This window comes from Pseudofrankia coriaricola (assembly GCF_001854805.1).
Lineage (GTDB): Bacteria > Actinomycetota > Actinomycetes > Frankiales > Frankiaceae > Pseudofrankia.
Window position 1 is genome coordinate 22,614 of sequence record NZ_MBLO01000005.1, and the last position, 25,569, is coordinate 48,182.

24 protein-coding genes are annotated in these 25,569 nt (G+C 68.3%); 10 read left to right on the forward strand and 14 right to left on the reverse strand.

The window, feature by feature from the left end:
• The first annotated feature begins 17 nt into the window (after positions 1 to 17).
• Complete coding sequence (locus BCD48_RS01145; RefSeq protein WP_071046337.1) at positions 18 to 974, forward strand: TIGR03564 family F420-dependent LLM class oxidoreductase; 957 nt, start codon at positions 18 to 20, stop codon at positions 972 to 974.
• A 61-nt stretch (positions 975 to 1,035) separates the two neighbouring features.
• On the opposite strand, the gene BCD48_RS01150 is transcribed toward BCD48_RS01145, so the two are convergent.
• The 6 genes from BCD48_RS01150 to BCD48_RS01175 form a co-directional block, all read right to left on the reverse strand.
• Positions 1,036 to 1,584, reverse strand: coding sequence for a MarR family winged helix-turn-helix transcriptional regulator (locus BCD48_RS01150; RefSeq protein WP_241841426.1), 549 nt, complete (start codon positions 1,582 to 1,584; stop codon positions 1,036 to 1,038).
• 394 nt (positions 1,585 to 1,978) lie between these two features.
• Positions 1,979 to 2,569, reverse strand: coding sequence for a carboxymuconolactone decarboxylase family protein (locus BCD48_RS01155; protein ID WP_071046338.1), 591 nt, complete (start codon positions 2,567 to 2,569; stop codon positions 1,979 to 1,981).
• Complete coding sequence (locus tag BCD48_RS01160; protein WP_071046339.1) at positions 2,566 to 3,324, reverse strand: SDR family NAD(P)-dependent oxidoreductase; 759 nt, start codon at positions 3,322 to 3,324, stop codon at positions 2,566 to 2,568. The genes BCD48_RS01155 and BCD48_RS01160 overlap by 4 nt, the downstream gene beginning before the upstream one ends.
• Positions 3,317 to 4,561 (reverse strand): metal-dependent hydrolase family protein, encoded by a 1,245-nt coding sequence (locus BCD48_RS01165; RefSeq protein WP_071046340.1) that lies wholly within the window; start codon positions 4,559 to 4,561, stop codon positions 3,317 to 3,319. The genes BCD48_RS01160 and BCD48_RS01165 overlap by 8 nt, the downstream gene beginning before the upstream one ends.
• On the reverse strand, positions 4,558 to 4,890 hold the full coding sequence (locus tag BCD48_RS01170; protein WP_071046383.1) for a hypothetical protein: 333 nt from the start codon (positions 4,888 to 4,890) through the stop codon (positions 4,558 to 4,560). Before BCD48_RS01170 ends, BCD48_RS01165 begins: the two co-directional genes overlap by 4 nt.
• Positions 4,891 to 4,895: 5 nt before the next feature.
• Positions 4,896 to 6,167, reverse strand: coding sequence for an aromatic ring-hydroxylating oxygenase subunit alpha (locus BCD48_RS01175; protein ID WP_071046341.1), 1,272 nt, complete (start codon positions 6,165 to 6,167; stop codon positions 4,896 to 4,898).
• A gap of 397 nt (positions 6,168 to 6,564) precedes the next feature.
• Between BCD48_RS01175 and BCD48_RS01180 the strand changes: the two genes are divergently transcribed.
• On the forward strand, positions 6,565 to 7,473 hold the full coding sequence (locus tag BCD48_RS01180; RefSeq protein ID WP_071046342.1) for an NAD-dependent epimerase/dehydratase family protein: 909 nt from the start codon (positions 6,565 to 6,567) through the stop codon (positions 7,471 to 7,473).
• 112 nt (positions 7,474 to 7,585) lie between these two features.
• On the opposite strand, the gene BCD48_RS01185 is transcribed toward BCD48_RS01180, so the two are convergent.
• The 8 genes from BCD48_RS01185 to BCD48_RS01220 all read right to left on the reverse strand — a co-directional run bounded on the left by BCD48_RS01185 (position 7,586) and on the right by BCD48_RS01220 (position 17,706).
• Positions 7,586 to 9,769, reverse strand: a complete 2,184-nt coding sequence (locus tag BCD48_RS01185; protein ID WP_071046343.1) for a malate synthase G — start codon at positions 9,767 to 9,769, stop codon at positions 7,586 to 7,588.
• 72 nt (positions 9,770 to 9,841) lie between these two features.
• A complete protein-coding gene (locus BCD48_RS01190; protein WP_083418023.1) occupies positions 9,842 to 10,624 on the reverse strand; it encodes an SDR family NAD(P)-dependent oxidoreductase in 783 nt (260 codons plus the stop codon).
• A gap of 87 nt (positions 10,625 to 10,711) precedes the next feature.
• The gene (locus BCD48_RS01195; RefSeq protein WP_071046384.1) at positions 10,712 to 12,169 is read right to left on the reverse strand and encodes an aldehyde dehydrogenase family protein; all 1,458 of its coding nucleotides are present in this window, start codon (positions 12,167 to 12,169) and stop codon (positions 10,712 to 10,714) included.
• A gap of 75 nt (positions 12,170 to 12,244) precedes the next feature.
• The gene (locus BCD48_RS01200; RefSeq protein ID WP_071046345.1) at positions 12,245 to 12,679 is read right to left on the reverse strand and encodes a nitroreductase family deazaflavin-dependent oxidoreductase; all 435 of its coding nucleotides are present in this window, start codon (positions 12,677 to 12,679) and stop codon (positions 12,245 to 12,247) included.
• A 30-nt stretch (positions 12,680 to 12,709) separates the two neighbouring features.
• Positions 12,710 to 13,969 (reverse strand): cytochrome P450, encoded by a 1,260-nt coding sequence (locus BCD48_RS01205; RefSeq protein WP_071046346.1) that lies wholly within the window; start codon positions 13,967 to 13,969, stop codon positions 12,710 to 12,712.
• Positions 13,970 to 14,072: 103 nt separating this feature from the next.
• Positions 14,073 to 15,293 carry a CaiB/BaiF CoA transferase family protein gene (locus BCD48_RS01210; RefSeq protein WP_083418009.1) on the reverse strand — a complete coding sequence of 407 codons (1,221 nt, stop codon included), beginning with the start codon at positions 15,291 to 15,293 and terminating at the stop codon, positions 14,073 to 14,075.
• The gene (locus BCD48_RS01215; protein ID WP_071046347.1) at positions 15,290 to 16,576 is read right to left on the reverse strand and encodes an amidohydrolase family protein; all 1,287 of its coding nucleotides are present in this window, start codon (positions 16,574 to 16,576) and stop codon (positions 15,290 to 15,292) included. The genes BCD48_RS01210 and BCD48_RS01215 overlap by 4 nt, the downstream gene beginning before the upstream one ends.
• Positions 16,577 to 16,875: 299 nt before the next feature.
• On the reverse strand, positions 16,876 to 17,706 hold the full coding sequence (locus BCD48_RS01220; protein ID WP_083418010.1) for an AraC family transcriptional regulator: 831 nt from the start codon (positions 17,704 to 17,706) through the stop codon (positions 16,876 to 16,878).
• Positions 17,707 to 17,892: 186 nt separating this feature from the next.
• Here BCD48_RS01220 and BCD48_RS01225 point away from each other — a divergent pair, with 186 nt between their 5' ends.
• The 8 genes from BCD48_RS01225 to BCD48_RS01260 all read left to right on the forward strand — a co-directional run bounded on the left by BCD48_RS01225 (position 17,893) and on the right by BCD48_RS01260 (position 25,544).
• Entirely contained in the window at positions 17,893 to 18,414 is a 522-nt protein-coding gene (locus BCD48_RS01225) for a nuclear transport factor 2 family protein (protein WP_071046348.1), read from the forward strand.
• A gap of 430 nt (positions 18,415 to 18,844) precedes the next feature.
• Entirely contained in the window at positions 18,845 to 19,612 is a 768-nt protein-coding gene (locus BCD48_RS01230) for a fumarylacetoacetate hydrolase family protein (protein WP_071046349.1), read from the forward strand.
• Positions 19,613 to 19,640: 28 nt separating this feature from the next.
• Positions 19,641 to 20,639: a thiamine pyrophosphate-dependent dehydrogenase E1 component subunit alpha gene (locus BCD48_RS01235; RefSeq protein ID WP_071046350.1), complete on the forward strand. Its 999-nt coding sequence runs from the start codon at positions 19,641 to 19,643 to the stop codon at positions 20,637 to 20,639.
• Between the two features lie 121 nt (positions 20,640 to 20,760).
• Positions 20,761 to 21,756 carry an alpha-ketoacid dehydrogenase subunit beta gene (locus BCD48_RS01240; RefSeq protein ID WP_083418011.1) on the forward strand — a complete coding sequence of 332 codons (996 nt, stop codon included), beginning with the start codon at positions 20,761 to 20,763 and terminating at the stop codon, positions 21,754 to 21,756.
• Positions 21,749 to 21,991 carry a lipoyl domain-containing protein gene (locus BCD48_RS01245; RefSeq protein WP_071046352.1) on the forward strand — a complete coding sequence of 81 codons (243 nt, stop codon included), beginning with the start codon at positions 21,749 to 21,751 and terminating at the stop codon, positions 21,989 to 21,991. Before BCD48_RS01240 ends, BCD48_RS01245 begins: the two co-directional genes overlap by 8 nt.
• 55 nt (positions 21,992 to 22,046) lie before the next feature.
• Entirely contained in the window at positions 22,047 to 23,387 is a 1,341-nt protein-coding gene (locus BCD48_RS01250) for an aromatic ring-hydroxylating oxygenase subunit alpha (RefSeq protein ID WP_071046353.1), read from the forward strand.
• 55 nt (positions 23,388 to 23,442) lie between these two features.
• Positions 23,443 to 25,152, forward strand: coding sequence for an FAD-binding protein (locus tag BCD48_RS01255; RefSeq protein WP_083418012.1), 1,710 nt, complete (start codon positions 23,443 to 23,445; stop codon positions 25,150 to 25,152).
• On the forward strand, positions 25,149 to 25,544 hold the full coding sequence (locus BCD48_RS01260) for a 2Fe-2S iron-sulfur cluster-binding protein (protein ID WP_083418013.1): 396 nt from the start codon (positions 25,149 to 25,151) through the stop codon (positions 25,542 to 25,544). Before BCD48_RS01255 ends, BCD48_RS01260 begins: the two co-directional genes overlap by 4 nt.
• The last annotated feature ends 25 nt before the right edge of the window (positions 25,545 to 25,569 follow it).

A 25,569-nucleotide genomic window follows, 5' to 3' on the forward strand; every position in this document is an offset into this window, starting at 1 on the left:
GCGAGAAGGAGGACGAGATGCGCATCGGCCTGATGGTCGGCTCGGACAAGGAACGTTCGCGCGCCGACCGGTTGGCTGGGCTGGTGGCCGACGTACAGGACGCCGAGCGTGCCGGGTTCACCTCCATGTGGATTCCCCAGATCCCCGGCTACCTCGACGCGATGACGGCGATCGCGCTCGCCGGCCACGTGACCGAACGCATCGAGCTCGGCACGGCGGTCGTGCCCCTGCAGACGCGTCACCCGATCCCGATGGCGCAGCAGGTCCTCACCACTCAGGCCGCGTGCGGGGGGCGGTTCACGCTCGGCCTCGGACCGTCGCATCACTGGATCGTCCAGGACCAGCTCGGCCTGCCCTACGAGCGGCCGGCCGCGCTGATCCGGGACTACCTCGCCGTGCTGAACCAGGCCTTCACCGGACCCGGCCCGGTCGACGTCGAGAACGACACCTACCACGTGCACAGCCCGTTCGATGTCGTCGACCCCGTCCCGATGCCGGTCGTCATCTCGGCGCTCGGCCCGGTCATGCTCCGTATCGCCGGCGAGCAAGCGTCCGGGACCGTCCTCTGGATGGCCGACGAGCGGGCCATCGCCGGCCACATCGCCCCGCGTATCACCAAAGCGGCCTCCGGGGCGGGGCGGGGTGCGCCGCGCATCATCGCGGGCGTACCCGTCGCGCTGTGCCTCAACAGCGAGGTCGACAACGCACGGGCCTTTGCGAGCGAGGTACTCGGCCACGCCGACATCTCACCGAACTACGTGCGCCTGCTTGAACACGGGGAAGCCGAGGGCGTGGGCGACACCATGGCCGCCGGGGACGAGTCGGCCATCGTGGCGCGGCTGAAGCGCTACCGCGACGCCGGCGTCACCGACTTCGCCGCGCGAATAGTGCCGCTCGGCGCCGACCCGGCCACCCGCCTGCGGTCACGGGTCCGGACCCAGGAGTTCCTCGCCACGCTGGGCCCGGAACTCTGACCCCCCGCGTACGACCGCCCGCCCACGGCGGAGTGGAGTTTCCGGCCGGGCCCGTTCAGGCTCAGTCCGCCGCGTCGCCGTTCGCCGCCGCATCGTCATCCGCCGCCGGGTCGCCGTCCGGCGGCATGCGGGCCGTCAGCCGCCGCAGGAGTTCCCGGAGCGTCTCCTGCTCGGCGGCGTCGAACACCTCGAGCAGCTTCTCCTCGCTCTTGAGGGCCTCATCGACACAGTCCGTGGTGACGCTCAAGCCCTTCTCCGTGAGGTAGGCGCGAAGGATCCTCCCGTGGTTCCTGTCGGGCTTTCGTTCGATCAAGCCCCGCCTCTCCAGCGTGGCCAGCGCCAGCTGGGATGCCTGCGGCGTGATGAGTAACCGCCGGGCCAGGTCCGCGCCGGACAGGCCGGGAGTCTCGGCCAAACGCCTGAGGACGCCGATCTGCTCCGACGTGACGCCGTAGCCGCGGATAGCGTCATTTACCGCTCGCCGGGTATAATGCGAGGCCTGCTTCAGGAGCCAGGTTATGTGATCATCGCTGTCCACGAGCATCAATGACCGGATCGGGCGCTGGATGCGGTCAGCGCGCATTCCCTGAATCGGCTTGTCGCCGAGCATGACCGGGCGTGGAGAGGTCGAGCCTCAGGGCACTGCGTGGCCGAGCCCCGGCGGTCAATCACGATCACAGTGGTGCGGACCTCCCACTCGTGGCGCTCACGAGCGTTGATGCTGTCCCCGGTGGAGCGGCTTGGGGCTCACGCCGACCATATGCGAGGCCGACGCATTGAACACCCGCCACCGGACGGGTGTGTCCACACGAACAGATGCCCAGGCCCGGCGCGCCGCGACGGTCACCCGGGTGCCCGGTGGATCCGTCGGGCGGTGACGGCGTCGGCGGACGGCAAACGGACCCGACCCGGCGCATGGCGGTCCAGACGACACGGCGCGGCGAAGCGGACGGTGCCGCCTACCGTCCACCGTGACTCGAACCGTCGGTCCGTCGGGGTCGCGATCAGCCGTGCGGAGCGGGGAGCGTGGGCGCGTCGACAGGCTCGGTCGGCGGGTCGGGTGCCAGTCCCGCGCCGTTGGTGACGACGGCGAAGCACAGATAGGCGCCGACGACGAACAGCAGCTCGAGCAGTTCGGTGGCGGGGAGGTGCCCGCCCAGCTCCGTCCAGGTGGCGTCGTCGACGTCGTGGCGGTCGAGGAGTTGGTCGATCGCCGCGAGCACGGCGCGCTCGACGGGCGACCACACCTCGGCGTCGGCGCCGCGCGGGACGGCATGGACCTGTTCGACGGTGAGTCCGGCCTGCTGCCCCATCCGGGTGTGCTGGGCCCACTCGTAGGCCGAGCGGGTGCGCCACGCCACTCGGAGGACAGTGAGCTCTCGAAGCCGCGGATCGAGGGTGGTCTGCCTGGCGAGCACCTCGTTGAAGGCGAGCCAGGCGTTGCCGAGCGGGAGATGGCGGGCCAGCAGGCCCAGCACGTTCGGCATCGGCCGTTCACCCGACGCGAAGACCTCGGGACGCCGCAGGTACGCCGGCAGCACGGCCCGAGCCTCATCGCCCCACGCCTCGACCGGCAGCGGCGTCAGACGGGTCATATGACCGAGCCGCCGTTGACGCCGAGGACCTGCCCGGTGATGAAACCCGCCTCCTCCGAGCAGAGGAACAGGCAGGCGGCGGCGATGTCGTCACTCGTTCCCAGCCGGCCGAGCGGGATGGCCCGTGCCATGACCTCGTTGCTGGGCAGGTCGCCGAGGGACTGGGACCGGCGCGACATCGGCGTGTCGATACCGGATGGCGGGATGGTGTTCACCGTGATCCCGTAGGGCGCGAACTCACGGGCCAGCGACTTCGTCAGGGTGATGACGCCAGCCTTCGCCGCCGCGTAGTGCGCCATCCGGGGCGAGCCCCGCTGGGCGCTCGACGAGGAGACCGTCACGATCCGACCCCATCGGGCGTCGACCATGTCAGAGATCGCCGCCTGGACGCAGTGGAAGGTGCCGGTCAGGTTGACGGCGAGGATGCGCTGCCAGGACTCGACGGTGATCTCGGTGAAGGACGCGAATGCCGCCGCGCCCGCGCTCGTGACCAGAATCTCCACGGGCCCGAACTCGCTGCGTACCTTCGCGACCGCGTCGTCGACCGACGGCCGGTCAGCCACGTCGAGCCGGCATGCCAGGGCGTCGGCGCCGTCGCGGTGGAGCTCGGCGGCAAGGACCTGTGCCGCGTCGCCGTCGAGGTCGAGCACCGCGACGCGGTGCCCACGCGCCGCGAGCTGTTGGCAGATCGAGCGGCCCATCCCCGAGGCGCCGCCGGTCACGACGGCGACGCGTTGCGTCTGCTGGTCAGCCATGTTTGTGGATACGGCCTTCCTTCATCACGAACCGGACGTCCCGCGTGGTGGTGATGTCCTCGGACGGATCGCCGGGAACGGCGATGATGTCGGCGAGATAGCCGGCCGCGAGGCGGCCGAGCTCGCCGTCCATCTGGATGAGCTCGGCGCTCGTGACCGTCGCGGCGCGCAGCGCCTGGATCGGCGTCATGCCCCGGTCGACCAGGGCCACGAGCTCCCGGGCGTTCTGGCCGTGCGGGATCGCCGGCGCGTCGGTGCCGCAGGCGATCTTCACTCCGGCGGCGATGGCCTTGGGCAACATCGCCTGAGCCCGGGGGAACACTTCCGCGGCCTTCTTCCGCAGCTCGGGAGCGGCCCGCTCGATGGCCATCGCCTCGGTGAGGTACGTCGTCGACACCAGGAACGTCCCGTGGTCGACCATCATCTGGATGGACTCCGCTGTGGCGAGGAAGCCGTGCTCGATGCAGTCCACACCGGCCCGGATGCAGGCCTGGACGGCGGAGTCGCCGACCGCGTGGGCGGCGACTCGGATGCCGGCCCGGTGGGCCTCGTCCGTGATGGCCTCGAACTCCTGGTTGGAGTACTGCTGCGAACCCGGCGCCGTCGAGTGCGACATCACGCCGCCCGAAGCGGACACTTTGATCACTTTGGCGCCGTGGCGGATCTGGTAGCGGACGCAGGTCCGTACCTCGTCCACACCGTTGGCGATGCCCTCGGCCACGCTCAGCGGCATGATCCCGGGCGCGAGCCGTTGGAACACGGTCGGATCGAGGTGACCGCCGTACGGTGTGACGGCATGCCCGGCCGGGATGATCCGCGGGCCCTCGAGCCAGCCCTGGTCGATGGCTCGCGCCAGTGCGACGTCGAGCATGTAGCCGCCGGTCTTGACCATCAGCCCGAGGTTGCGCACGGTCGTGAAGCCGGCCAGCAGAGTCGCGCGAGCGTTCACCGTGGCCCGCAGCGTGCGGTACACCGGGTCGTCCTGGACGCCGTGCATCGGGTTCGGCAGCCCTTCTGGACCGCCGGGACCGCCGATGAGCAGGTTCAGCTCCATGTCCATGAGCCCGGGCAGGAGCGTCACGTCGCCCAGGTCGACCTCGGTCGCCGCCGGCGGCGGCGCGGTGGGGTTGACCGCGACGATGCGGTTGCCCTCGACCACGATGACAGCGGGTGACCGCACCTTTCCGGCGACGATGTCCACCCAGCGGTCGGCTCGAAGGACGATCGCGTCGCTCACGGGACGGGGGCGACGAGGCAGTCGATGTGTGCCGCGCCCGAGTCCGGGATGCGCTGCTGGTGCCAGCACTCGACCGGGAACGACACCATGATCATGGAGTACAGCATGTACAGCAGGTTGACGGCCTCTTCAGGCATGTCGTCGAGGGAGTACCGGTCGAGGTAGGTCATCGCCGCCTCGGCCCGCGGCGTGATGGCGTCGTAGTACGTCTGCATGTCGTCCATCGGGCTGGCGAGACGCTTGTCGTAACGCTCCGGCTCGGTCGGCAGGCACCAGTCGGCCACGAACGGCTCGAGGTCGGCGAACTCCCGCGGCAGCTTCGCGGTCACGTCGGTCACGCCCCCACCCGGCCGCGCTGGTACTCGTCCAACCATTTCGCCGTCTCCTTGTGCAGGTGCCGGCACAGCACCTCCTGGTCGCCCAGCGGGAACCGGTCGACCACCCGGGACTCCATCATCGTCTGGGTCGCCTCCAGGGTGTTTGCGTCCTGTAGGCCGAACTCCTTGAACGTCAGCGCGGTGAGCTCGTGGGCGATCCGCTCACGTGGCGTCTTCGCCGGAACAAAATAGAGCGTTCCCTCGAAGACGTGGCTGTTGTACGACGTCGGCCAGTAGTGGTAGGTGAGGTACCAGCCCTGACCCCAGATCAGGATGGTGAAGTTCGGGAACAGCTGGAACGAATCAAGCCCCCACGGATCACACTTGGCGGGGTTCACACCGTCCGGCAGCTTGTCAACGCCGAGATCGGGGATGTCCCAGGGGCCGAACAGGCCGCTGCGGCAGATATCCTCTATCGGCTTGCGCATGTCCTGGTCCAGCTCCCACGCTCGGATCCCCGCCGTGCTCACCAGACGGTGCGGGCCGTCGATCCGGTAGTGCGGGGCTTCGAAACCCGCCTCCTGGGCGGCGTTGGAAAACTTCGCCGGCGACTGCCGCGCGTGCAGGACCGGTGCATGGTAAAATTCCTGGAAGGCGTCCATGTAGAGCTTCCAGTTCGCTTTGACCTCGGAGCGGTAGTGCCAGCGCTCGGTCATCTTGTCGAAGGGATAGCCCTCGATCGAGGTGACCATCGGGCCGAGGAACTCCCGCAACGGCTGCTCGGGCTCCTTGGCGAGGTTGACGAAGATAAATCCTTCCCAGACGTCACAGTGAACGGGGACGAGGCCGTAGTCGTTCTTGTCGAGGTCGAAGAACTCGCCCTCCTGCTGCACAAAATTCAGTGCGCCGTCGAGGTCGTAGCGCCAGGCGTGGTACTTGCAGATGAACTGCCGGCAGGTGCCGCTCGTCTCCTCGCCGGGGAAGTCGTTCCACACCAGCTTGTTTCCCCGATGACGACAGATGTTATGGAACGCCGCGACCTGGCCGCTCCTGTCCCGCACCACGATGATCGACGTCTTGGCAACGTGGATCTCCTTGGTGAAATAGCTGCCGGTCCTCGGCAGCAGATCCACCCGCCCAACGTTGAGCCAGCCGCGCTTGAAGATCGCTTCCCGCTCGAGCTCGTATAACTCCGGCGAGATCGAGTCCTCGTACGACACCGGCTCGGTTCCGAGTTCCGGATAGTGCTCCGTCCAGCTGCCCTCGGACGGCTTGGGCCAACGAACCACTGCCTACTCCTCTGCCACGGATGACGGGACGGGTTCCGGGGGCGCCCCAGTGGAGTCCGGCCGTCCCCGGAACCCCCCGGGTCGAAGCTATACGCCCCCTTGGGCTATCCGCAAGTACTTGATATTAAGTACTTGATATGCAAGGCTGGCGACCTTAGGTACGTGGAAGACAACAGTCCGAACGGGGCGATCGTGGCGGTCCATCGGCATCTCTGGCTCCCACCGTGCCCGGTATGACACTCAAGGTGGTCATGACCGTCTCGTGGTCCCGACACGGCAAGGTCGCGGGCGCGGCGCCCTCGGTCGACGCGCCCTTGACGGGCACATCAAGGCATTGATAACCCTTGCCGTGCTCTGACGACGTCGCACGAGGGTGCGCGGGAGACCGGAGGTCGTTGTGCTCGACGGCGAGAAGATCCTCATCACTGGCGCAACAGGGAAGATCGCCTTTCCGATCGCTCGTGCCCTGGCCGAGCGGAACGACGTCTGGGGCGCCGCGCGCATGAGCAAGCCAGGTGATCGGGAAAGGCTGACGGCCGCGGGCATAATCCCGGTGCGGCTCGACGTGTCCACCGGTGACTTCTCGTCCCTTCCTGATGACTTCACCTACGTCTTTCACGCCGCTGTCGATACGGGTGCGGAGGGCTGGGGCCGCTGCCTCGAGACGAACGCCGAAAACTCCGGGAAACTGCTGTACCACTGCCGAAAGGCGAGGGGGTTCGTCTACTGTTCGACCGGCTCCGTCTACGGCTACCCAGGGCAGCGGCCGCTCACCGAGGCGGACGGGCCGGGCGTGCCGCTGCGGGCGAACTACAGCTTCTCGAAAATCGCCGGCGAGGCGGTGTGCACATGGGCCGCGAACCACTTCGGTATTCCATTGACGATCATCCGGATCTGCTCGACCTACGGCCCGGAAGGGGGCACGCCCGCCGATCGACTCGACGCGATACTGGCGGGCAAGCCGATCCTGCTGCACCCCGACAAACCCAACAACTACAACCCGATCTACGAAGACGACTACGTCGAGCTGGGCATCCGAGCCATGGAGGTCGCCCGGACCCCGCCCGTCACCGTCAACTGGGCAGGCAGCGAGACGGTCAGCGTCGAGGACTACTGCGCGTACATGGGCGAGCTTGTCGGCGCCGAACCGATCTTCGAGTACACGCCCCGAGCCCACACCCCGCTCTGGCCCGACGTCGCCTACATGCACCAGGTGCTCGGCCGCACCAAGGTGGCGTGGCGAGATGGCTTTCGGCAAATGATCAAGGCTCGTCACCCCGAGCTGGTGCTGTCGGATGAGCGCTGACGTAGGCGCGACGCGTCGAGGAGACCTACTTCGGCCTGCGCGAGATCAGATGGGAATCCATTTCGCGCTCGACCTCGTTGGCGACACGACCAAGCGGAGTTGATTGGTGCGGTCACCCCGTGGGCTGGGCGGCTGCCTTGGCCTCGCGGCGGTGGCGGTGCAGGATCGGTTCGGTGTAGCCGTTCGGTTGCCGCGCCCCGTCGAAGATCAGTTCAGTCGCGCAGCGGAAGGCGACGCTGGCGTCGAGGTCCGGCGCCATCGGCCGGTAGTGTGCATCGCCGGCGTTCTGCTTGTCGACGATCGCCGCCATTCGCTCGAGGCTGGCGCGTACCTGCTCGGCGGTGACGACGCCGTGCCGCAGCCAGTTCGCCAGCAGCTGGCTCGAGATCCGCAGCGTGGCGCGGTCCTCCATCAGCGCGATGTCATGGATGTCGGGCACCTTCGAGCAGCCGATGCCTTGGTCGACCCAGCGCACCACGTAACCGAGGATCGACTGCACGTTGTTGTCGACCTCCTGCCGCCGGTCGCTCTCGCTCCAGGCCGCCGGGTCGCCGAGCGGGATGCGCAGGATCTCACCGGCGTCGGCGAAGGCTCGCCCGGCCAGCTCGCGCTGGCGGGCGGCCACGTCGACGCGGTGGTAGTGCAGCGCGTGCAGGGTGGCGGCGCTCGGGGAGGGGACCCAGGCGGCCGATGCGCCGGCCAGCGGCTGGGCGATTTTCTCCGCCAGCATGTCGGCCATCAAGTCGGGCATCGCCCACATGCCCTTGCCGATCTGGGCGCGGCCCGGCAGCCCGGCGGCCAGCCCCGCGTCGACGTTCTGGTCCTCGTAGACGGCGATCCAGCGCTGCTGCTTCATATCGGCCTTGCGCACCATCGGGCCGGCCTCGAAGGACGTGTGGATCTCATCGCCCGACCGGTCGAGGAAGCCAGTGTTGATGAACACGACGCGCTCCCTGGCCGCCTCGATCGAGGCGGCCAGGTTCACCGTCGTGCGGCGCTCCTCGTCCATGATCCCGATCTTGATGGTGTTGGTGGGTAGGCCCAGCAGCTGCTCCACTCGCCCGAAAAGATCGACGGTGAAGGCCACCTCGGCGGCGCCGTGCATCTTCGGCTTCACGATGTAGATCGAGCCCGTGCGGCTGTTGCGTCGCGCCGCGTCCTCGCGCAGGCCGGGCAGCGCCGCCAATGAGGTGACGACCGCGTCGAGGATGCCCTCGAAGACCTCCTCGCCGTGGAGGTCGAGGATGGCGTCCGTCGTCATCAGGTGCCCGACGTTGCGCACGAGCAGAAGCGCCCGGCCGGGCAGCACGAGCCGGCCGCCGTCGGGGGTGGTGAACTCCCGGTCGGGCGACATCGCGCGGGTGAAGGACCTGCCGCCCTTGGTGACCTCCTCGCTGAGGTCACCCCGGTTCAGCGCGAGCCAGTTGCGGTAGCCCGCGACTTTGTCCTCGGCGTCGACCGTGGCGACGGAGTCCTCGAAATCTACGATCGTCGTGATCGCGGCCTCGACGAGGACGTCCTGCACGCCGGCCGGGTCGCCGCCACCGATCGAGCCCTGCCGGTCCACGACGACCTCGATATGCAGGCCGTGGTGTACCAGCAGCACGCCGGACGGGGCGGCCGCATCGCCGGTGTACCCGCGTAGTGCCGAGGCGTCCACGAGGGCCGTCGCCGCACCGGAAGCCAGGGTGACGACCAGCTCGCCGTCGGCGATCGCGTAGCCGACGGCGTCGCCGTGGCTGCCCTCGCGCAGCGGGACTGCCTCGTCGAGGAACTGCCGCGCATACGCGATGACCTTCGCGCCCCGCGCCGGGTTGTACTCGGCGGTTTGCTCGGCGCCGCCGTCGGTGCTGATGGCGTCCGTGCCGTACAGCGCGTCGTACAGCGAGCCCCACCGTGCGTTGGCGGCGTTGAGCGCGAAGCGCGCGTTGAGCACCGGCACGACCAGCTGCGGCCCGGCGGTCTTCGAGATCTCCTCGTCGACGCGATCGGTGGAGATTTCGAAGGGTTCTGGCCGCGGTCGCAGGTACCCGATCCCGACCAGGAAATCGTGGTACTCCCGCGGGTCGAGGTGGCCGCCGGTCCGGGCGCGGTGCCACTCGTCGATGGCCTCCTGAAGTCTGTCCCGCTCGGCGAGCAGCGCCCTGTTGGCCGGCGTCAGGGCCACGAGGATGTCCTCGACGCCAGCCCAGAACGCGGCCGGTTCCACCCCGGAGCCGGGTAGCGCGACCGCCTCGACGAAGTCGTGGAGGCTGGTGGCCACCTGCAACGTCCCCACCCGGGTCCGGTCGGTCATGGTGTCGCCTCCTGGTCGGGTTGTTAGTGGCGGCGCAATGCCGGGATCACGGTGAGGACGGCTCCGGTCGGGTCATTTTGCTGCGTATCCTCCGTCGACGGGCAGCAGTACGCCTGTGATGTTCGAGGCCCGGTCCGACACCAGGTATACCGCTGCCTCGGCGCAGTCCTCCGCCGTGATCGGCCGTCCCAGTGGATGGATCGACCCGACGTGCTTGGCGTACTGTTCGAGGGCGTCGGGTGGGACCTGTGTCCCGCCTGCCGCCGTAAAGTTGGTGGTGTACGGCATGCCGGAGGGGCAGATCGCGTTGACCCGGATAGCGAAGGGTGCGCATTCGATGGCGACGCCGCGGGTCAGCTGGTGGACGCCGCCCTTTGTCGCTCCGTAGACCACGTCGCCCAGGCCGACCAGCCCGGCGACCGAACCCGTGTTGAGAATGACACCGCCGTCGCCCTGCTTCTTGAACTGCGCCACCGCGTGCTTGCAGCCGAGGAACACTCCGCGCAGATTGACGGAGGTCAGGCGCTCGAAGTCCTCGACCGTGTGGTCCTCGATCGCCCTGCCGCGCCGCGGCGTCGGAATGCCGGCGTTGTTGAACATGACGTCGAGGCGGCCGAACTGCTCGACGGCGGCGGCGACCGAGGCGGCGACATCCTGCTCGGACGCCACGTCGCACTCCTGGGCGACGGCGACGCCGCCAGCAGCCTCTACCTGGCGCACGGTCTCCTTCGCCCACTGGAGTCGAAGGTCGGCGCAGACGACCAGCGCGCCCTCCTCGGCGAACCGCAAGGCCGAGGCGCGACCGACGCCCGACCCGGCGCCGGTGATCACCGCGCTTTTCCTCTCGAGTAACACCGTCACACTCCATCGTCTAACGAGAGCCGGATCGCGCTGGTCGGACACGCCTCTGCCGCAACGCGAATCGCGTTAATCGGCCGTTGCTCATTGGCTTTCTGTCGGCCAGGCTGTGGACTTTGTTTCGAGGTACTGGTCGAAGCCGACTTGTCCTTTGTGTCGTCCTATGCCGCTGGCCTTGTATCCGCCAAAGGGCATGTCCGGGCCGGACGCCGAGCCGCCGTTGACGTGGACGGTGCCTGTCCGGAGGCGGCGGGTCACCGCCAGTGCCCGTTCCAGCGATCCCGACATGACTGCGCCGGATAGGCCGTAGGAGCTGTTGTTGGCGATCCTGATGGCGTCTTCGTCGTCGTCGAACGGGATCACCGCCAGGACGGGGCCGAAGATTTCTTCCTGGGCGATTGTCGTCGAGTTGTCGACGTCGACGAACAGTGTCGGTCTGACGAAGTACCCCTTGTCGAGTCCTTCGGGCCGGTCGGTGCCGCCGACGAGGAGCCGGGCTCCTTCGTCGATGCCCTTGCGGATGTAGCCGAGCACGCGTTCGCGTTGCTTCGCCGAGATGACCGGGCCGGTGATGGTGTCCGGCTGCTGAGGGTCGCCGACCTTGACGTCGGCGTACATGGCCTCGAGAAGGGCGACGCCTTCGTCGTAGCGGGAGCGGGAGAGCAGCATCCGGGTGGGGATGGCGCAGCCCTGGCCGGCGTGGACGCACGCGGCGATGCCCATTCTCGTGGCGGTCTGCAGGTCGGCGTCGTCGAGCACGATCGTCGCCGACTTGCCGCCCAGCTCGAGGAACAATCGCTTGAGGGTGGCCGCGCCCTTCTCCATGATTCGCTTGCCGACGGCCGTCGATCCGGTGAAGGCGATCATGTCGACTTTGGGGGAGAGGGTGAGTTCCTCGCCGACGAGGTGGTCCGATGCGGTGACGATGTTGACGACCCCGGGCGGGAGATCGGTGTGCTCGGCGATGAGGCGCCCGAGGCGGGTCGCGTGGAACGGGGTGTCCGGCGCCGGCTTGAGCACGACGGTGTTGCCGGTGGCGAGGGCCTGGCCGAGTCCGTGCAGTGTGATCTGGAGCGGGTAGTTCCACGGCACGACGACGCCGACGACGCCGATCGGCTCGCGCCAGATCCTGCGTGACGTCAGCTTTCCGCTTCGCGGGTCGACTTTGTCGCCGACGTCGGTCTCCCAGGGGTACTCGTCGATGAGCTTGGTCGGGTGGCGCAGCGCGCCGGCGAGCGGCGCGTCGAGTTGCTCGCCGTTGGTGGTCGCCCGCGGGCAGCCGACCTCTGCGATCAGCTCCTCGCGGAACTGTTCGCGTTCCGCCTCCAGCGCGTCCTGCAGCTGGGAGAGGCAGTGCTTGCGGAAGGCACGGTTCGTGGACCAGTCGGTCTCGTCGAAGGCCCGGCGGGCCGCGTCGACGGCGCGGTGCATGTCGACGGCGGACGCATTGGCGACCTGGCCGAGCACCTCCTCGGTCGCCGGGTTGACGTTGTCGAAGGTCCTGCCCGTGGCGGCCTCGACGAGTTTTCCGTCGACGAGCATTCTCGACTCGAACTGAGGCGTGTCAGCCACGGTGCCCTGCTCCTTCCGTCCGGCGGGCCGCCGGCGAACCGCTGCTCACGAAGGGGTCAGCACGACGAGGGGGATGACTCGTTCCGTGCGTCGCTGGTAGACGTTGTAGTTGGGCCATTGGTCGGTCATGATCGCCCATAGTCGTGGTTTTTCCTGCTCGGTCGCGGTGCGGGCGGTCACCGCGAGGTGGTCGGCCCGTACCTGGATCTCGGCCTGGGGATTGGCGGCGAGATTGAGGTACCAGGCTGGGTGGCGGGGTGAGCCGCCGGTGGAGGCGATGACGAGGTAGTCGTCGCCGTCGCGCCCGAAGATGAGCGGGGTGGTCCGTGCCTCGCCGGTGCGCCGGCCGACCGTGGTGAGCAGCAATGTCGGGACGGCGTTCCAGAGGTAGCCGACCTCGCCGTCGGTCTCCTGGTAACGGCGGACGTGTTCCTCGCCGAGCAGGGTCCGGTCAGGAAGTTGGAAGTCGATCTCAGTCACGGGTCGCTCCTCTCAACCGAACAGCACGGGTCAACCGAACAGCACGGGGATCGCTGTCGGGCCGCGGTGGTACATGCCGATGATGCGGGGTGGTTCGGCGCCGGTGTCGAGCCGAAGGTTCGGCAGCCTGTCGAGCAGGGCGCTGATGCCGGTGTACATCTCGGCTCGAGCGACGTGCATCCCCAGACACACGTGGGGTCCCCCGCCGAACCCGAGCGCCGGCTTGGGGGGGCGGGTCACCTCGAAGGAGTCAGGCCGTTCCCAGCGGCTGGGGTCCCGGCCGCCGGCGCCGAGCGCGAGGTGCAGCACCGCGCCTTTGGGAAGGTGCGTGCCGTGGAAATCGATGCCCCTGGTCAGGAACCGGGAGAACATGGGATTGGTGGGCGTCCATCGCAACGACTCGTCGATCGCGTTGCGTAGGAGCTGCGGGTCGGCGCGCACCGCGTCGAGAAGTTCGGGGCGCTGTAACAACGTGGTCAGGACGATGCCCATCTGTCGCCACGTCGTGCCCGATCCCGCCAGGAGGAGGAGCAACACCGCGAACGAATAGATCTCCGCGTCCGACAGCCGATGAGTGTTCCCATCGTCGTCTTGCACCTCGGCGTCGACGAGGACGCTGATGAGGTCGTCCTCGCGAGCTTCCCGGCGGGCCGCGACGATCGGCGCCAGCAACGGGACGAGCTCGTCCGGTTTGCTCAGTGCCTCCCGGATCGCGATGGCCTGCTCAACCGCGACCCCGAAGCTGCCCGTGATCGTCAGTACCGGGACGGCCGCGGAGAAGTCGACGTTCAGGTCCGCGTAGCCGTCGTCGACGAACCAGTCGATCAGCGCGTGCACCGTCGTCTCGATCCACCGTTCGGTCCACCAGCGCATCCGCGGTGGCACGAACGAGGACTGAACCAGCCTCCGGTAACGGCGGTGCTGGGCGCCGGCCATGGAGAAGATGCTGTTCAGCGGAGCGAGCTGCCCGCCCTCGAGGTCGACCGCTACCGGCGAGGAAGCGAAGACCTCCTGGTTCCGCAACGCCTCGTCGCAGGCCGCGAACGTGAACGCGGTGAAGTGCGGCCGGTCCTCGAACGGCAGCCCCTGGAACATCACCGGGCCGTGGTAACCGGTCAGCTCGTGCAATGTGCCGGGATGCACCGCTGCGCGCTCCCGGAGCTCGTGCCACCTCGGGTACGGATCTTCGGTGTAGCCCGCGACCGCCCCGACGTTCGCCTCGTTACGGAGGTCGAAGACCTCGCGCAAACGCGCGCGGTCGAGTAATCCGATACTGTCCGGTCTGGTCATTTCGCTACGTATCCTCCGTCGACGGGCAACAGCACGCCCGCGATGTTCGAGGCCCGATCCGACACCAGGTACACGGCCCCCTCGGCGACGTGACGTCGCGCTGTTACAGGATGGCCTTGTTGGCCTTGAGCTCCCCGATCTCGTCCCAGGTGAGGCCGAGTGCGAGGAGCACGGTCTCGGTGTGTTCGCCGTGTTCGGGGGCGCGGGTCGGTTCGCCTGGCTGCTCGTCGAACTGCACCGGTGCGGTGACCAGCGGGAGGGAGTGGCCGTTGCCGACGTCGACCTGGGCGAGGTAGCCGTTGGCCTGGACCTGGGGGTCGTCGGCCAGCTCGTGGGGCGGCTGGCTCGGTGCCCACTCTCCCTCGAACTCGGACAGCACGTGCCGCCACTCGTCGTAGGTGCGCTGGGCGAAGACGCCGTCGAGCCATTCGACGCACGCCTGGGCGTTGCGGCGGCGGGCGTCGATGTCGAGGAAGCGGGGGTCGCTCGCCATGTCGGGCTGGTCGATGGCGTGGCACAGGTGGGGCCAGTAACGGTCGGGGGCGAGCATCTGCAGGACGATCACGCGGCCGTCGGCGGTGCGGTACGGAAGCATCAGCGGGTTCGAGGTCTCGTACCGGCTACGGACGCTCACGGGCGCCGTCGGGCCGTTGATGGCGGCGTTCATGACGTCCATCTGGACCTGCCACATGCCGGACGCGAGGAGCGAGGCGTCGATCACCGATGGCTGGCCGGTCGCCGACCGACGGTACAGCGCGGTGCTGACGGCGCCGGCGATGACCAGCCCGCCGACCACGTCACCGAACGCCGGCCGGGGCGTCGCCGGCCAGGGGGCGTCGGGCGCGGTGAAGATCTGCTGCATGCCGCTGCGGGCCCAGTAGGCACCCGCGTCGTAGCCGCCCCGGCCGGCGTCAGGCCCCCGGGCACCGAACGCGGTGCCCCGCACGTAGATCACCGCGGGGTTGTCGGCCCGTACGTCGGCGACGTCGAGCTTCAGCCGGGCGAGAGTGTCGGCCCGCAGGTTGGTCACGAAGACGTCGCTCGCGGCGATGAGCTGGGACAGCAGCCGCCGGCCCGCCGGGTGCTTGACGTCCACCCCGACGGAGCGCTTGCCACGGTTCGTGGCCTGGAAGTGCACGTCGACGCCGTTCCACAGCTTGTGCATGCCGGCGGTGACCAGGCCCCGGTACGGGTCACCTGTCTCCGGGTGTTCGATCTTGATGACCTCGGCGCCCCATTCGGCGAGCACGGCCCCCGACATCGGGACGAACACGTGCGAGGCGACCTCGAGCACCCGCACCCCGGCGAGCGGGGCCGCGCTCACGCCGTGCTGGTCGGCTGGTGCGAGTGGGCGAACTGCCCCACTGTGGCCGCGTGCCAGTCCCGGGTGCCGCGGGAGACGATCGAGATGTCGTGGCCCGCGACTTCCCGCCGCAACGCTCCGGTCGTGCACTGCTCGCGCGGCCGGACGGAGAACGGGTCGAACGAGAACACCCGCATGGCATTCAGGTGGGTGATCTTGTCGACCTGCGTGTCGGTCAGCCCGGCCACCGCCTCCGCCACGACCTCGGGGGACCGCGGCCAGGTGCTGTCGGAGTGCGGGTAGTCGCACTCCCAGGTCACCATGTCCTCGTTGAGCCAGTTGAGGTTGGCCAGGCCGAAGTCGTCGACGATGAAGCAGGTGACGACGTGGTCGCGGAAAATCTCGCTGGGCAGCCGACCACCGAGGTCGGGGCGGGTCCAGGCCTTGTGTTGCTTGTAGGTGTAGTCCGCCCGCTCGAGGAAGTACGGGATCCAGCCGATGCCGCCCTCGGACAGGGCCACCTTCAGGTTCTTGAACTTCTGGAAGATCGGTGACCACACGAGGTCGGTCGCCGTCGGGAAGGTCTTGATGGCCGCGCAGGTGATCTCGACGTTCATCGGGGCGTCGGGCGCGGTGACCACACCGATCCCGCCCGACCCGATGTGCACGCACACGACCGTCTCGGTCTCCTGGCACGCCGCCCAGAACGGGTCCCAGTGTTCGCTGTGCAGCGACGGCAGCCCGAGGGCGTAGGGGTTCATCGAGAAGCTGACCGCGTGGGCGCCCTTGGCCGCGTTCCGGTGGATCTCCTTCGCCATCAGCTGCGGATCCCAGATGGGCGGGATCGAACAGGGGATGAACCGCTCGGGGTAGGAGGCGCACCAGCCGTCGAGGTGCCAGTCGTTGTAGGCCTTCAGGACGGCGAGGGCCAGGTCGGGATCCTGGTCGACGCGGCTCGCGAAGAACTGGCCACAGAACCGGGCCATCGACGGGAAGTTCAGGGAGGCGAGCACGCCGTTGGCGCTCATGTCCTTGACGCGTTCGTGGACGTCGTAGCAGCCCCGTCGCAGCTCCTCGAGCCGCGTCGGTTCCAGGCCGTACTCCTCGGGTGGGCGGCCGGCCACCGCGTTCAGCCCAGAACTGCGAGCCTCGCCTTCACCGAACACCCACTTGTCGCTCACCTCGTCCGAGACGAGCCGAGGCGCCCGGTCGGCGTACTTGGCCGGGATGTAGCCGTCGAACATGTCAGGTGGCTCGATCACATGGTCGTCCACGCTGATCAGGATTAAGTCGTCCTTGTTCACGCTGCCTCCGCTACGCCGCCACGACGACCCTCGACGTCCACAGGTCGGACGGCTCGATGGTCCGCATCGGTAGTCAGCTCCGGTGCGAGCGCCATCCTTGCCCGTCTGGGTCCGCCGACGGTCTCCTGTCGGCTCATCATCGACGGCCGGGCCTTGGCCGTCTTTGCGCGCCCGGTCAAGTGCTTGCCCCTTTCGGCCAGGCCGTAGCAGGTAGGCCGTTGGTGGGTTACGTCGAGCGCTGCGCGCGCCCACGTCGACGTCGGTGTGCTGTCTGGAGCCGGTTCGCCGCCTGAACGAGTTCAGCTGGCGCGGACGCGCTGGCGGTAGCCGGTGGGCGTCTCCCCGGTGTATTGGCCGAACGCGCGGGTGAAGGCGCTCACGCTCTGGAAGCCGACCGCGAGCGCGACGGTGATGACGTTCTGGTTCTGGCCGTCCTGAGCGAGGAGAGCCATGGCCCTCAGCAGCCGGCTTTCCAGGAGGTACCGACGCCAGGACATGCCGGTCGCGGCGAGGAACGCCCGGCGCAGCGACCGGTCGGAGACCCCCACGGCGGCGCACAGCTGGGGTAAGGACACGTCGGTCAGGTGCTCGGTGGTGTACTTCATGGCCGCGGCCACGAGCGGGTCACCGGTGGTCGGCAGGCACAGCGGGGTCTCGTGGTCGAGCCATTCGACCACGAGGTAGGCGAGGGCTTCGAAGATGGCGTCCGCCATCGGGTCGTTCGACGTCCGGCCGATCGGCCACCGCTTCGCGTAGTGGATCATCTCCCGGATCACCGGTGCGGCGGCGAGGATGCGGACCCGGTCGCCCGCCGACATGCCCATCACCGGGTCGAAGAAGACCGAGACGGCCTTGACGTGCGTCCACGTGCTGCAGTGGACGATCCCGGCGGGGATCCACACGGCCTGCTGGGGCGGGAGAAGGTAGCGCGCCGTCATTGTCTCCACCTCGGCGACGCCCTCGAACGCATACTCCAGCTGATGCAGGTCGTGCGAGTGCCAGCCGGTGACCACCTCGTCCCCGACCTCCAGGGCGTAGGTGCCAGCTCGGACCACCGCGGGGTCGACACCCTCGCGCTGGAAGTTGGCCGAAATGGGCAAGATTCGGGTTCCCTCTGCGGCGACAGTCATGGATGGACCGTAGTGCGGCGGTGGGAACGGGCACCAGTGTGGCCGGAATGGGCAAACACTTGGCCGAACCTGCAAAGACGGCCACGGTTCGACCCGTCGATGATGAGCCGACAGGGCACCGCCGAACCCGGTTCGCGGGCAGAGCGCCCGTAGGTAGACGACAAGATCGACGGAGAGCACCGCGCGATGACGGACAGCGCAGGCGCCGAGCAGGCAGCGATCCGGCAGCTGCTCGACAAGCAGGCCATCCATGAGGCGATCATGCGGTACTGCCGCGGCGTCGACCGAGCTGATCCGGACCTCATCAGTTCCGCGTACCACCCCGACGCGGTCGACGACCACGGCCGCCAGTGCTACACGGGCGCAACTGTCGGTCGAGGCATCGTCGACCTCGCCCGCTCGTGGAAGGTCTCGGCGCATCACGTCACGAACCAGCTCATCACCCTGCACGGCGACGAGACCGCGGGCTGCGAGACGTACTTCATGGCGTCGCAGATCATTGAGACTGAGGGCGACGAGCGCCTCCTGCTCGCGCTCGGGCGCTACGTCGACCGTTTCGAACGCCGCGAGGGCGAGTGGAAGATCGCGCATCGGCTTGTGATCGTCGAACTGACACACATCGTCGCGGCGGGGGATCCGCCGCCGCTGCCTTCCGGTCTCGGCTCCCGAGACCGGAATGACCCTTCGTATGCGGCGCTCGAGCACTGACGTTCGATGGCACACCTCCGCCCGCCGTCGTCCGATTCAGGCGAGCAGGACGAACTGCATCGGCTCGGCCACTGGAAGTGCCTCGAACAGCCGCTCGAGCTCGCGAACGAGGCGGCGACGCGATCGATCCCGGAATTCCATATCGTGTGCGGCTCGACGGTGCCTCTCCGCATGGAGCGTGAACCGGACATGATGGCGAAAGCGCGTGCTGAAGCCGCCTGTGGGAGATCGATACAGGGCACCGGGGTGGCCGAAATGGGCAGGTACTTGGCCGGATCTGCAAAGACGGCCACGGTTCGGCCCGTCGATGATAAGCCGGCAGGGCACCGCCGGTGGACCCATGAGGGCTGTGGACGGCGCTGCGCCGGAGCAGGTTGCGACGTGCGCAGCCACACCACCGAGTCCTCCAGCCGCAGAAGGGGTACCAGCCATGTTGCTTGGCCGCGCGCTGATCGGTGACACGTCGTGTTTCGGGGAGGTATTGGATGACCGATTCCACCTCCTGGTGGGCGATGTGTTCGGTGAGTACCGTCGAAGCGGGCAGTCGTTACCGTTGGCGGATGTCGTGCTCGGCGCGCCGCTGGCCGGTGTCCGGCTGATCGCTGTGATGGGCGGTTTCCTGGAACCGGGCACGTCACGCCCGCCGGGGGCCGAGCCGATGTGGGTGCCGAAGGCGTGCAACTTCGTCAGCGGTGACGGAGCCGAGATCCGGGTGCCCTCGGTGCTGCGCGGGCCAGTGAATGTGGAGGCGGAGCTCGCCGTCGTCGTCGGCCGCCCGCTTAGCGGCGCGTCACCGGCCGAGGCGGCCGCGGCCATCTTCGGCTGGAGCGTTTTCAACGACGTGACCGCCGCCGAGTACCTGGTGCCCGGCCTCTGGGCGACAGCCAAGTCGATCGATGGCTTCGCGTCGTGGGGTCCGTGGATCCGGCGCGACCTCACCGAGGAACGAGTCCTCCAGGGCCTCGCCATTACCGGGACCGTCAACGGCGTCAAGGTCCAGTCAGGCAACACCCGCCACTACAGGTTCGCTCCGAGCGAGATGTTGAGTCACGTCAGCCACCGGGTCAGCCTCCTTCCCGGTGACGTGGTGACCCTGGGCACGCCACTGCCGCCTCCGGTGGCCGCGGTCGGCGACCAGGTCGTGTGCGAGGTGGAAGAGGTCGGCGTGTTGAACAACCACCTGGTCGCCGAGAGATGAGCGGGACCGGGTCCGAGGAGGACGGAACGTGACGGCGGATCGAACGGTGGGCGTATCACCCGAGGTACAGCGCCGGCTGTACGAGCTGATGACGTTGATGAAGGCGGCTGACGACCGGTTGAGCAAGGGGATCGCGTCGGGTGAGCTGCAGTGCGTGTACTGGCCGCCTCGAGGCCAGGAGGCGATCGCCGCCGCGATGGGGGTATGCCTTCGGCGGGACGACCAGTTGGTCACGAACTACCGGGGGTTGCATGACCTGATCGGCAAGGGCGTGCCGCTGGTGGAGATCTACGGCGAGATGCTCGGTCGACAGACGGGGTCGAGCCGGGGCAAGGGCGGCACGATGCATATTGCCAACCCGGAATGCGGCGTGATGCTGTCGACCGGGATCGTGGGAGCGGGGCCGCCGGTCGCGGTGGGGTTGGCTATGGCCGCCCAGCGCAAGGGCCTCGACCGGGTGACCGTGGCGAGTTTCGGTGACGGGGCCACGAACACCGGCTCGTTCCACGAGGCGGCGAACATGGCGGCGCTGTGGGATCTGCCGCTGGTGCTGCTCTGCCAGAACAACCAGTACGCCGAGATGACGCCGACCGAGCACACGATGAAGATCTCCCAGGTCGCGCATCGGGCGGGTGGGTACGGCCTGCCAGGTGTCCGTGTCGACGGCAACGATCCGCTCGCCGTCGTCGCCGCGTTGACCGAGGCCGTGGACCGAGGGAGGAGCGGGGGCGGCCCGACGCTACTGGAGTGCGTGACGTTCCGGTTCCGCGGCCACTACTTCGGCGACCCGATGGCGTACATCCCGCCCGAGCGGTTGGCCGCCGCGTTGGAGGCCGACCCGATCCCGCGGTTCCGGTCGCGGCTGCGCCTGGCCGGGATCTGCAGTGAGGCCGACCTCGACGAGATCGAGGCGGCGGCGGTCACGGCGGTCGAGGAAGCACTGACCGCCGTCCTGACGGCGCCTGGCGCGCTGGTCGACGAGCTCGATCGCGATGTGTACGCCGACCCACGCAACTGCCCCGCCTAGGTCCGCATATCCCGCCTGGCGTCGCTGAGAGAACACCTCGCGGGCCACGCCGGGTTCACCATGAACGCACACTTGATTGGCTCATCGGACCCGCATAGAGGTGGACGTGGACGAGCGACGGATGACGATGCGCGAGGCGTTGAACCTGGCGTTGGACCAGGCGCTGGCGCACGACGAACGCGTCTTCCTGCTGGGGGAGGACATCGCCGATCCCGGCGCCAGCGGGCCGACCAAGGGGCTGTCGACCAAGTACGGCACTGAGCGGGTGCTCGACACGCCGATCTCCGAGTCGGCGATCGTGGGTGCGGCGATTGGCGCCGCGATGGAGGGGTTCCGACCGGTCGCCGAAATCATGATCATGGATTTTATCGGCATCGCCGCCGACCAGATCATCAACAACGCGGCGAAGCTGCGGTTCATGACAGGGGGGCGGACGAGCGCACCCATTACCGTCCGGACCCAGGTCTACGGCGGGATAGGGACCGGGGCGACGCACTCACAGTCGCTGGAAGCGTGGTTCATGCACGTCCCGGGCCTCAAGGTGATCGTGCCCTCGACGCCGCGAGACGGCAAAGGACTGCTTACATCGGCGATCTTCGACGACGACCCGTGCATCTTCGTGGAGACGATCCGGCTAGGGCCCCAGCGCGGGATGGTGCCGGTCGACCCTGGCTTCTCGATCCCGCTCGGCGAGGCGGACGTGAAGCGACCGGGTAGCGACGTCACGTTGATCAGCTACGGCCGGGGGGTGGTGGAGGCGCTCGGCGCGGCGACCCAGCTCGAGGCCGACGGCGTCAGCGCCGAGGTGCTCGACCTGCGCACCCTGGTCCCGCTCGACGTGGCGGCGATGGTCGAGTCCGTGGGCCGCACGACGCGGGCAGTCGTCGTGCACGACGCGGTGCAGTTCGCCGGGCCGGGGGCGGAGATCGCCGCGATTCTGCAGCGGGAGCTGTTCGGCCGGCTTTCGGCACCGGTGGAGCGGGTGGGTGCCCGGTTCGTGCCGAATCCGGCGCCGCCGGCGCTGGAGTCACAGGTGTACCCGAGCGCCCAGCGCATTGTCGCGGCCGTTCGGCGGACGCTCGGGTTGGAATCGGCTAAGACGGGTGCACATGGCTGAATTCACCATTCGTATTCCACGGGTGTCGGTCGCGATCTCGGAGGCGGAGCTCATCGACCTGCTCGTGGCCGAAGGAGCGCACGTCCAGCAGGGCGAACCGCTGTTCATTATAGCCACCGACAAGGCCGAGACCGAGGTCGAAGCCGGCGCGTCCGGCACGGTGCACTGGACCGGCACCCTCGAGACGGTCTATGAGATCGGTGCCGAAATCGGGGAGATCCGCCCGGCGGGCTGACCCCGGCCCGAAAACCCCGCACGGGAAATCCCCGCACGGAAGGAGGTTGACGTTCATGGCTCTCACTGACGACCGCCGGCCCGTCGCCGCCGGTCATGTCCCGTTCGCGATGCGCGACCTTTTACATGTACCTCGCGAGCGTTACTACGACCGAGGGTTCTACGAGCTCGAAAGGGAGTACCTGTGGCCGCGCGTCTGGCAGATGGCGTGCCGTCTGGAGGAGATCCCGCGGCCTGGGGACTTCGTCGAGTACGAGATCTGCGACCAGTCGATTTTGTTGGTGCGCCAGCCTGACCGGTCGGTCAAGGCGTTCCACAACACCTGCCGTCATCGGGCCACCCAGCTGTGCAAGGGCTCCGGACGGCTCGGCGGGCAGATTGTCTGTCCTTTCCACGGCTGGCGCTGGAACCTCGACGGCAGCAACTCGTTCGTGTACGGTGCCGAGGGGTTCGCGTCGGAGAGCCTGCGCCCCGACGACATCCGGCTGCAGGAGTGCAAGGTCGACACCTGGGGCGCCTGCGTCTGGGTCAACATGGACCCGGACGCCCGCCCGTTGCGGGAGGCGCTGGCCCCGGCAGCGGGGCTGCTGGACGACGTCTGCGTCGAGAACATGCGGGTGTGGTGGTGGAAGGAAACCGTCCTCAACGCGAACTGGAAGATTGCCCAGGAAGCGTTCCACGAGGGCTACCACGTGATGGGAACCCACCCACAGCTGACCTTCGGGCTGGGTGACGACTACCCGGTCGGGAACGTCGAGTACACCGCGTTCGAGAACGGCCATGGCCGTTTCCGGGGCCGGTTCGACCCGACCGCGGGCGGCGTCTCCCAGGGCCGGGGCAGCGAGGCGTTCCTGGAGCGGTCGCGGATCCTGTGGGAAGGCCAGGACGCGATGACCCTCGAACGGGACCTGCACGTCTTCCGGGGAATGAAGAACCGGGTCCCACCCGGCGAGGACTTCCCGACCGCGGCGATCAGGGCGTTGTTCGACTACGCCGAAGGCGCCGGCATCCCGCTGCGCCCCACGCCGGAAGGCATGCGGCTGTGGGGCGGCGAGGTGTTCATGTTCCCGAACTTCATCATGATTCCCCAGTTCGGCAACGCGCTGTCCTACCGGGTCCGCCCCTACAACGACGACCCCGAGTGGTGCCGCTTCGAGGTGTGGTCGCTCACCATGTACCCCGAGGGCGACGAGCCTGGCCGCGCGGAACTGAAGGGTCGCTTCGCCTCCGACGACGCCGAGAACTGGGGCCAGATCCCGCGCCAGGACTTCAGCAACATCGCGGGCCAGCAACGCGGCCTCCATTCGCGTAGCTACCGCGAACACCGCCTCGCCACGGAGTGGGAACAGCTCATCAGCAACATGCACACCGAACTCGACCGGTACCTCGCTGGCTGAGCCACCCCAAAAGAGCCACCGCAGGCGAAACCATCCACTCCATGGAGGGGGCACCGTGTCGAATTCGGACGCCAGCTACGACGACGCCAGCTACGACCACGTCACCGACGTCGTCGTCGTGGGATCGGGCGGCGGCCTGTGCGGCGCCGCGACCGCGGCGGCCAGCGGGTTGGAGACGCTTCTCATCGAGAAGCAGCCAATGCTCGGCGGCTCGACGGCGATGTCGGGGGGCGTCCTGTGGCTTCCGAACAACCCGCTCATGCAGGCCGAAGGGGTTCCCGACTCCCTCGAGGACGCGTTGGCGTACTTCGACTCCGTGGTCGGGGACGTCGGCCCGGCGTCGTCGAAGGAACGCCGGGTCGCCTACGTCACCGAAGGCGACACCATGGTCCGCTTTCTCCAGGACCTGGGCATGCGGTTCGAACGGTGCGAGGGCTACAGCGACTACTACGCCGACGTGGCGGACGTCCATGGCGGCAAGGCCCGCGGGCGCTCGATCGAACCCGCGGTGACCGATGGTAAACAGCTCGGACCGTGGTTCGACAAGCTGATGCCGGGGATGACGATCGCGCTCGGGATCGTCGTCATGACGCGTGAGGCGTCCGGGCTGCAAATGGTCAAGCGGCGACCGAAAGCCATGCGTACGGCCGTGCGCGTCGGGGTGCGGACGGCCGTCGGCCGGCTGCGGCGCCAGACCCGGCTGGCCAACGGCGGGGCACTGGTGGCCCAGACCCTGAAGGTCGCACTCGCCGCCGGGGCGTCGGTCTGGACAAACACCGGGCTGGTCGACCTGATCGTGGAGGACGGCCGGGTGGCCGGCGTCGTCGCCGACCGGGACGGACAGTCCGTCCGTATCCGCGCCCGCCGCGCCGTGCTGCTGAGCTCGGGCGGCTTCGGCCGCAACGCCGAGATGCGCAAGCGGTACTCGAAACAGCCGAACGACGGAGCATGGACGATCGCCAATCCGGGAGACACCGGCGAGGCGATCGAAGCCGCCATGGGGGCTGGCGCCGCCGTCGACTTCATGGACGAGGCCTTGTGGATCCCGGCCTCAGTCCAACCGAACGGCCGTCCGAGCATGCATAACGGCGAGCGGTGCAAGCCGGGTTCGATCATTGTAGACCGCGCCGGCCGCCGGTACTTCAACGAGGCGGTCTCGTACATGGAGGCCGGCCGGCAGATGTACGCGCACAACGTCGACGGCGATGCCATCCCCAGCTGGCTCATCATGGACTCCCGCCACCGCAGCCGCTACCTGTTCGCCTTCCGCCCCGACACCCCCGAGGAATGGCTCACCAGCGGCTACATGAAGAAGGCCGACACACTGGAGGAAATCGCCCAGCTGTGCGGCATCGACCCCACCGGGCTGGTAGCCACCATTGCACGGTTCAACACGTTCGCGAAGCAGGGCACCGACCCCGACTTCCACCGAGGCGAAGGCGCCCACGAACGGTACCAAGGCGACTACGCCAACAAGCCCAACGCGTCGCTGGGACCCGTCGAGAAACCGCCGTTCTACGCGGTAGAGCTCTACCCGGGTGACGTCGGCACCAGCGGCGGCCTCCTGTGCGACGAGCACGCCCGGGTGCTCGACACCAACCACGACCCGATCCCCGGCCTCTACGCCGCCGGGAACTGCACCGCGTCGGTCATGGGCCGCACCTACCTCGGCGCAGGCGCCAGCATCGGCAACAGCTTCGTGTTCTCCTACATTGGCATGAAACACGCCGCGCTCGTCGCCTCCGGGGACCGGGCGGTGACGTGACCGAACAGCAGGGCGGGCGGCGCCGGGGGCCGGTGGTGCACGTCGACCCCATCGGTGCCGACCTCGAGCTCGAGCCCGGAGAGACGATCATCGAGGGCGCGTGGCGCCTCGGGTACCACTGGCCCACCGTGTGTTACGGCCAGGCGAGGTGCACGGTGTGCCACGTCGAGGTACTTCGTGGCGCCGAGCACCTGACGCCCGCCGACGACGAGGAACAGGACGCCCTCGAACACCAGCTTCCGGGCGCGCATCGTCGTGATCTCACCCGGCTTCGGCTTGCCTGCCGGGCGCGCGCAACCGGCGACGTCGCCGTCCGCAAGAACGGCGTACGACCCGGCCAGGCATTGCCGGCCAGCCAGTCCGTCCACGTCGTCAACGAGCCTAGGAACTGAGCTATGGACAGCCTCCCGTTGGCCG

What these genes read in the sequence shown, in the direction of transcription:
- BCD48_RS01195 (WP_071046384.1), bottom strand. Translation starts at nt 12,169, where the DNA reads ATGCTCGTCGACGGAAAACTCGTCGAGGCCGCCACGGGCAGGACCTTC.
- BCD48_RS01145 (WP_071046337.1), top strand. Translation starts at nt 18, where the DNA reads ATGCGCATCGGCCTGATGGTCGGCTCGGACAAGGAACGTTCGCGCGCC.
- BCD48_RS01150 (WP_241841426.1), bottom strand. Translation starts at nt 1,584, where the DNA reads ATGCTCGGCGACAAGCCGATTCAGGGAATGCGCGCTGACCGCATCCAG.
- BCD48_RS01155 (WP_071046338.1), bottom strand. Translation starts at nt 2,569, where the DNA reads ATGACCCGTCTGACGCCGCTGCCGGTCGAGGCGTGGGGCGATGAGGCT.
- BCD48_RS01205 (WP_071046346.1), bottom strand. Translation starts at nt 13,969, where the DNA reads ATGACCAGACCGGACAGTATCGGATTACTCGACCGCGCGCGTTTGCGC.
- BCD48_RS01225 (WP_071046348.1), top strand. Translation starts at nt 17,893, where the DNA reads ATGACGGACAGCGCAGGCGCCGAGCAGGCAGCGATCCGGCAGCTGCTC.
- BCD48_RS01220 (WP_083418010.1), bottom strand. Translation starts at nt 17,706, where the DNA reads ATGACTGTCGCCGCAGAGGGAACCCGAATCTTGCCCATTTCGGCCAAC.
- BCD48_RS01230 (WP_071046349.1), top strand. Translation starts at nt 18,845, where the DNA reads ATGTTGCTTGGCCGCGCGCTGATCGGTGACACGTCGTGTTTCGGGGAG.
- BCD48_RS01185 (WP_071046343.1), bottom strand. Translation starts at nt 9,769, where the DNA reads ATGACCGACCGGACCCGGGTGGGGACGTTGCAGGTGGCCACCAGCCTC.
- BCD48_RS01250 (WP_071046353.1), top strand. Translation starts at nt 22,047, where the DNA reads ATGGCTCTCACTGACGACCGCCGGCCCGTCGCCGCCGGTCATGTCCCG.
- BCD48_RS01245 (WP_071046352.1), top strand. Translation starts at nt 21,749, where the DNA reads ATGGCTGAATTCACCATTCGTATTCCACGGGTGTCGGTCGCGATCTCG.
- BCD48_RS01240 (WP_083418011.1), top strand. Translation starts at nt 20,761, where the DNA reads ATGACGATGCGCGAGGCGTTGAACCTGGCGTTGGACCAGGCGCTGGCG.
- BCD48_RS01160 (WP_071046339.1), bottom strand. Translation starts at nt 3,324, where the DNA reads ATGGCTGACCAGCAGACGCAACGCGTCGCCGTCGTGACCGGCGGCGCC.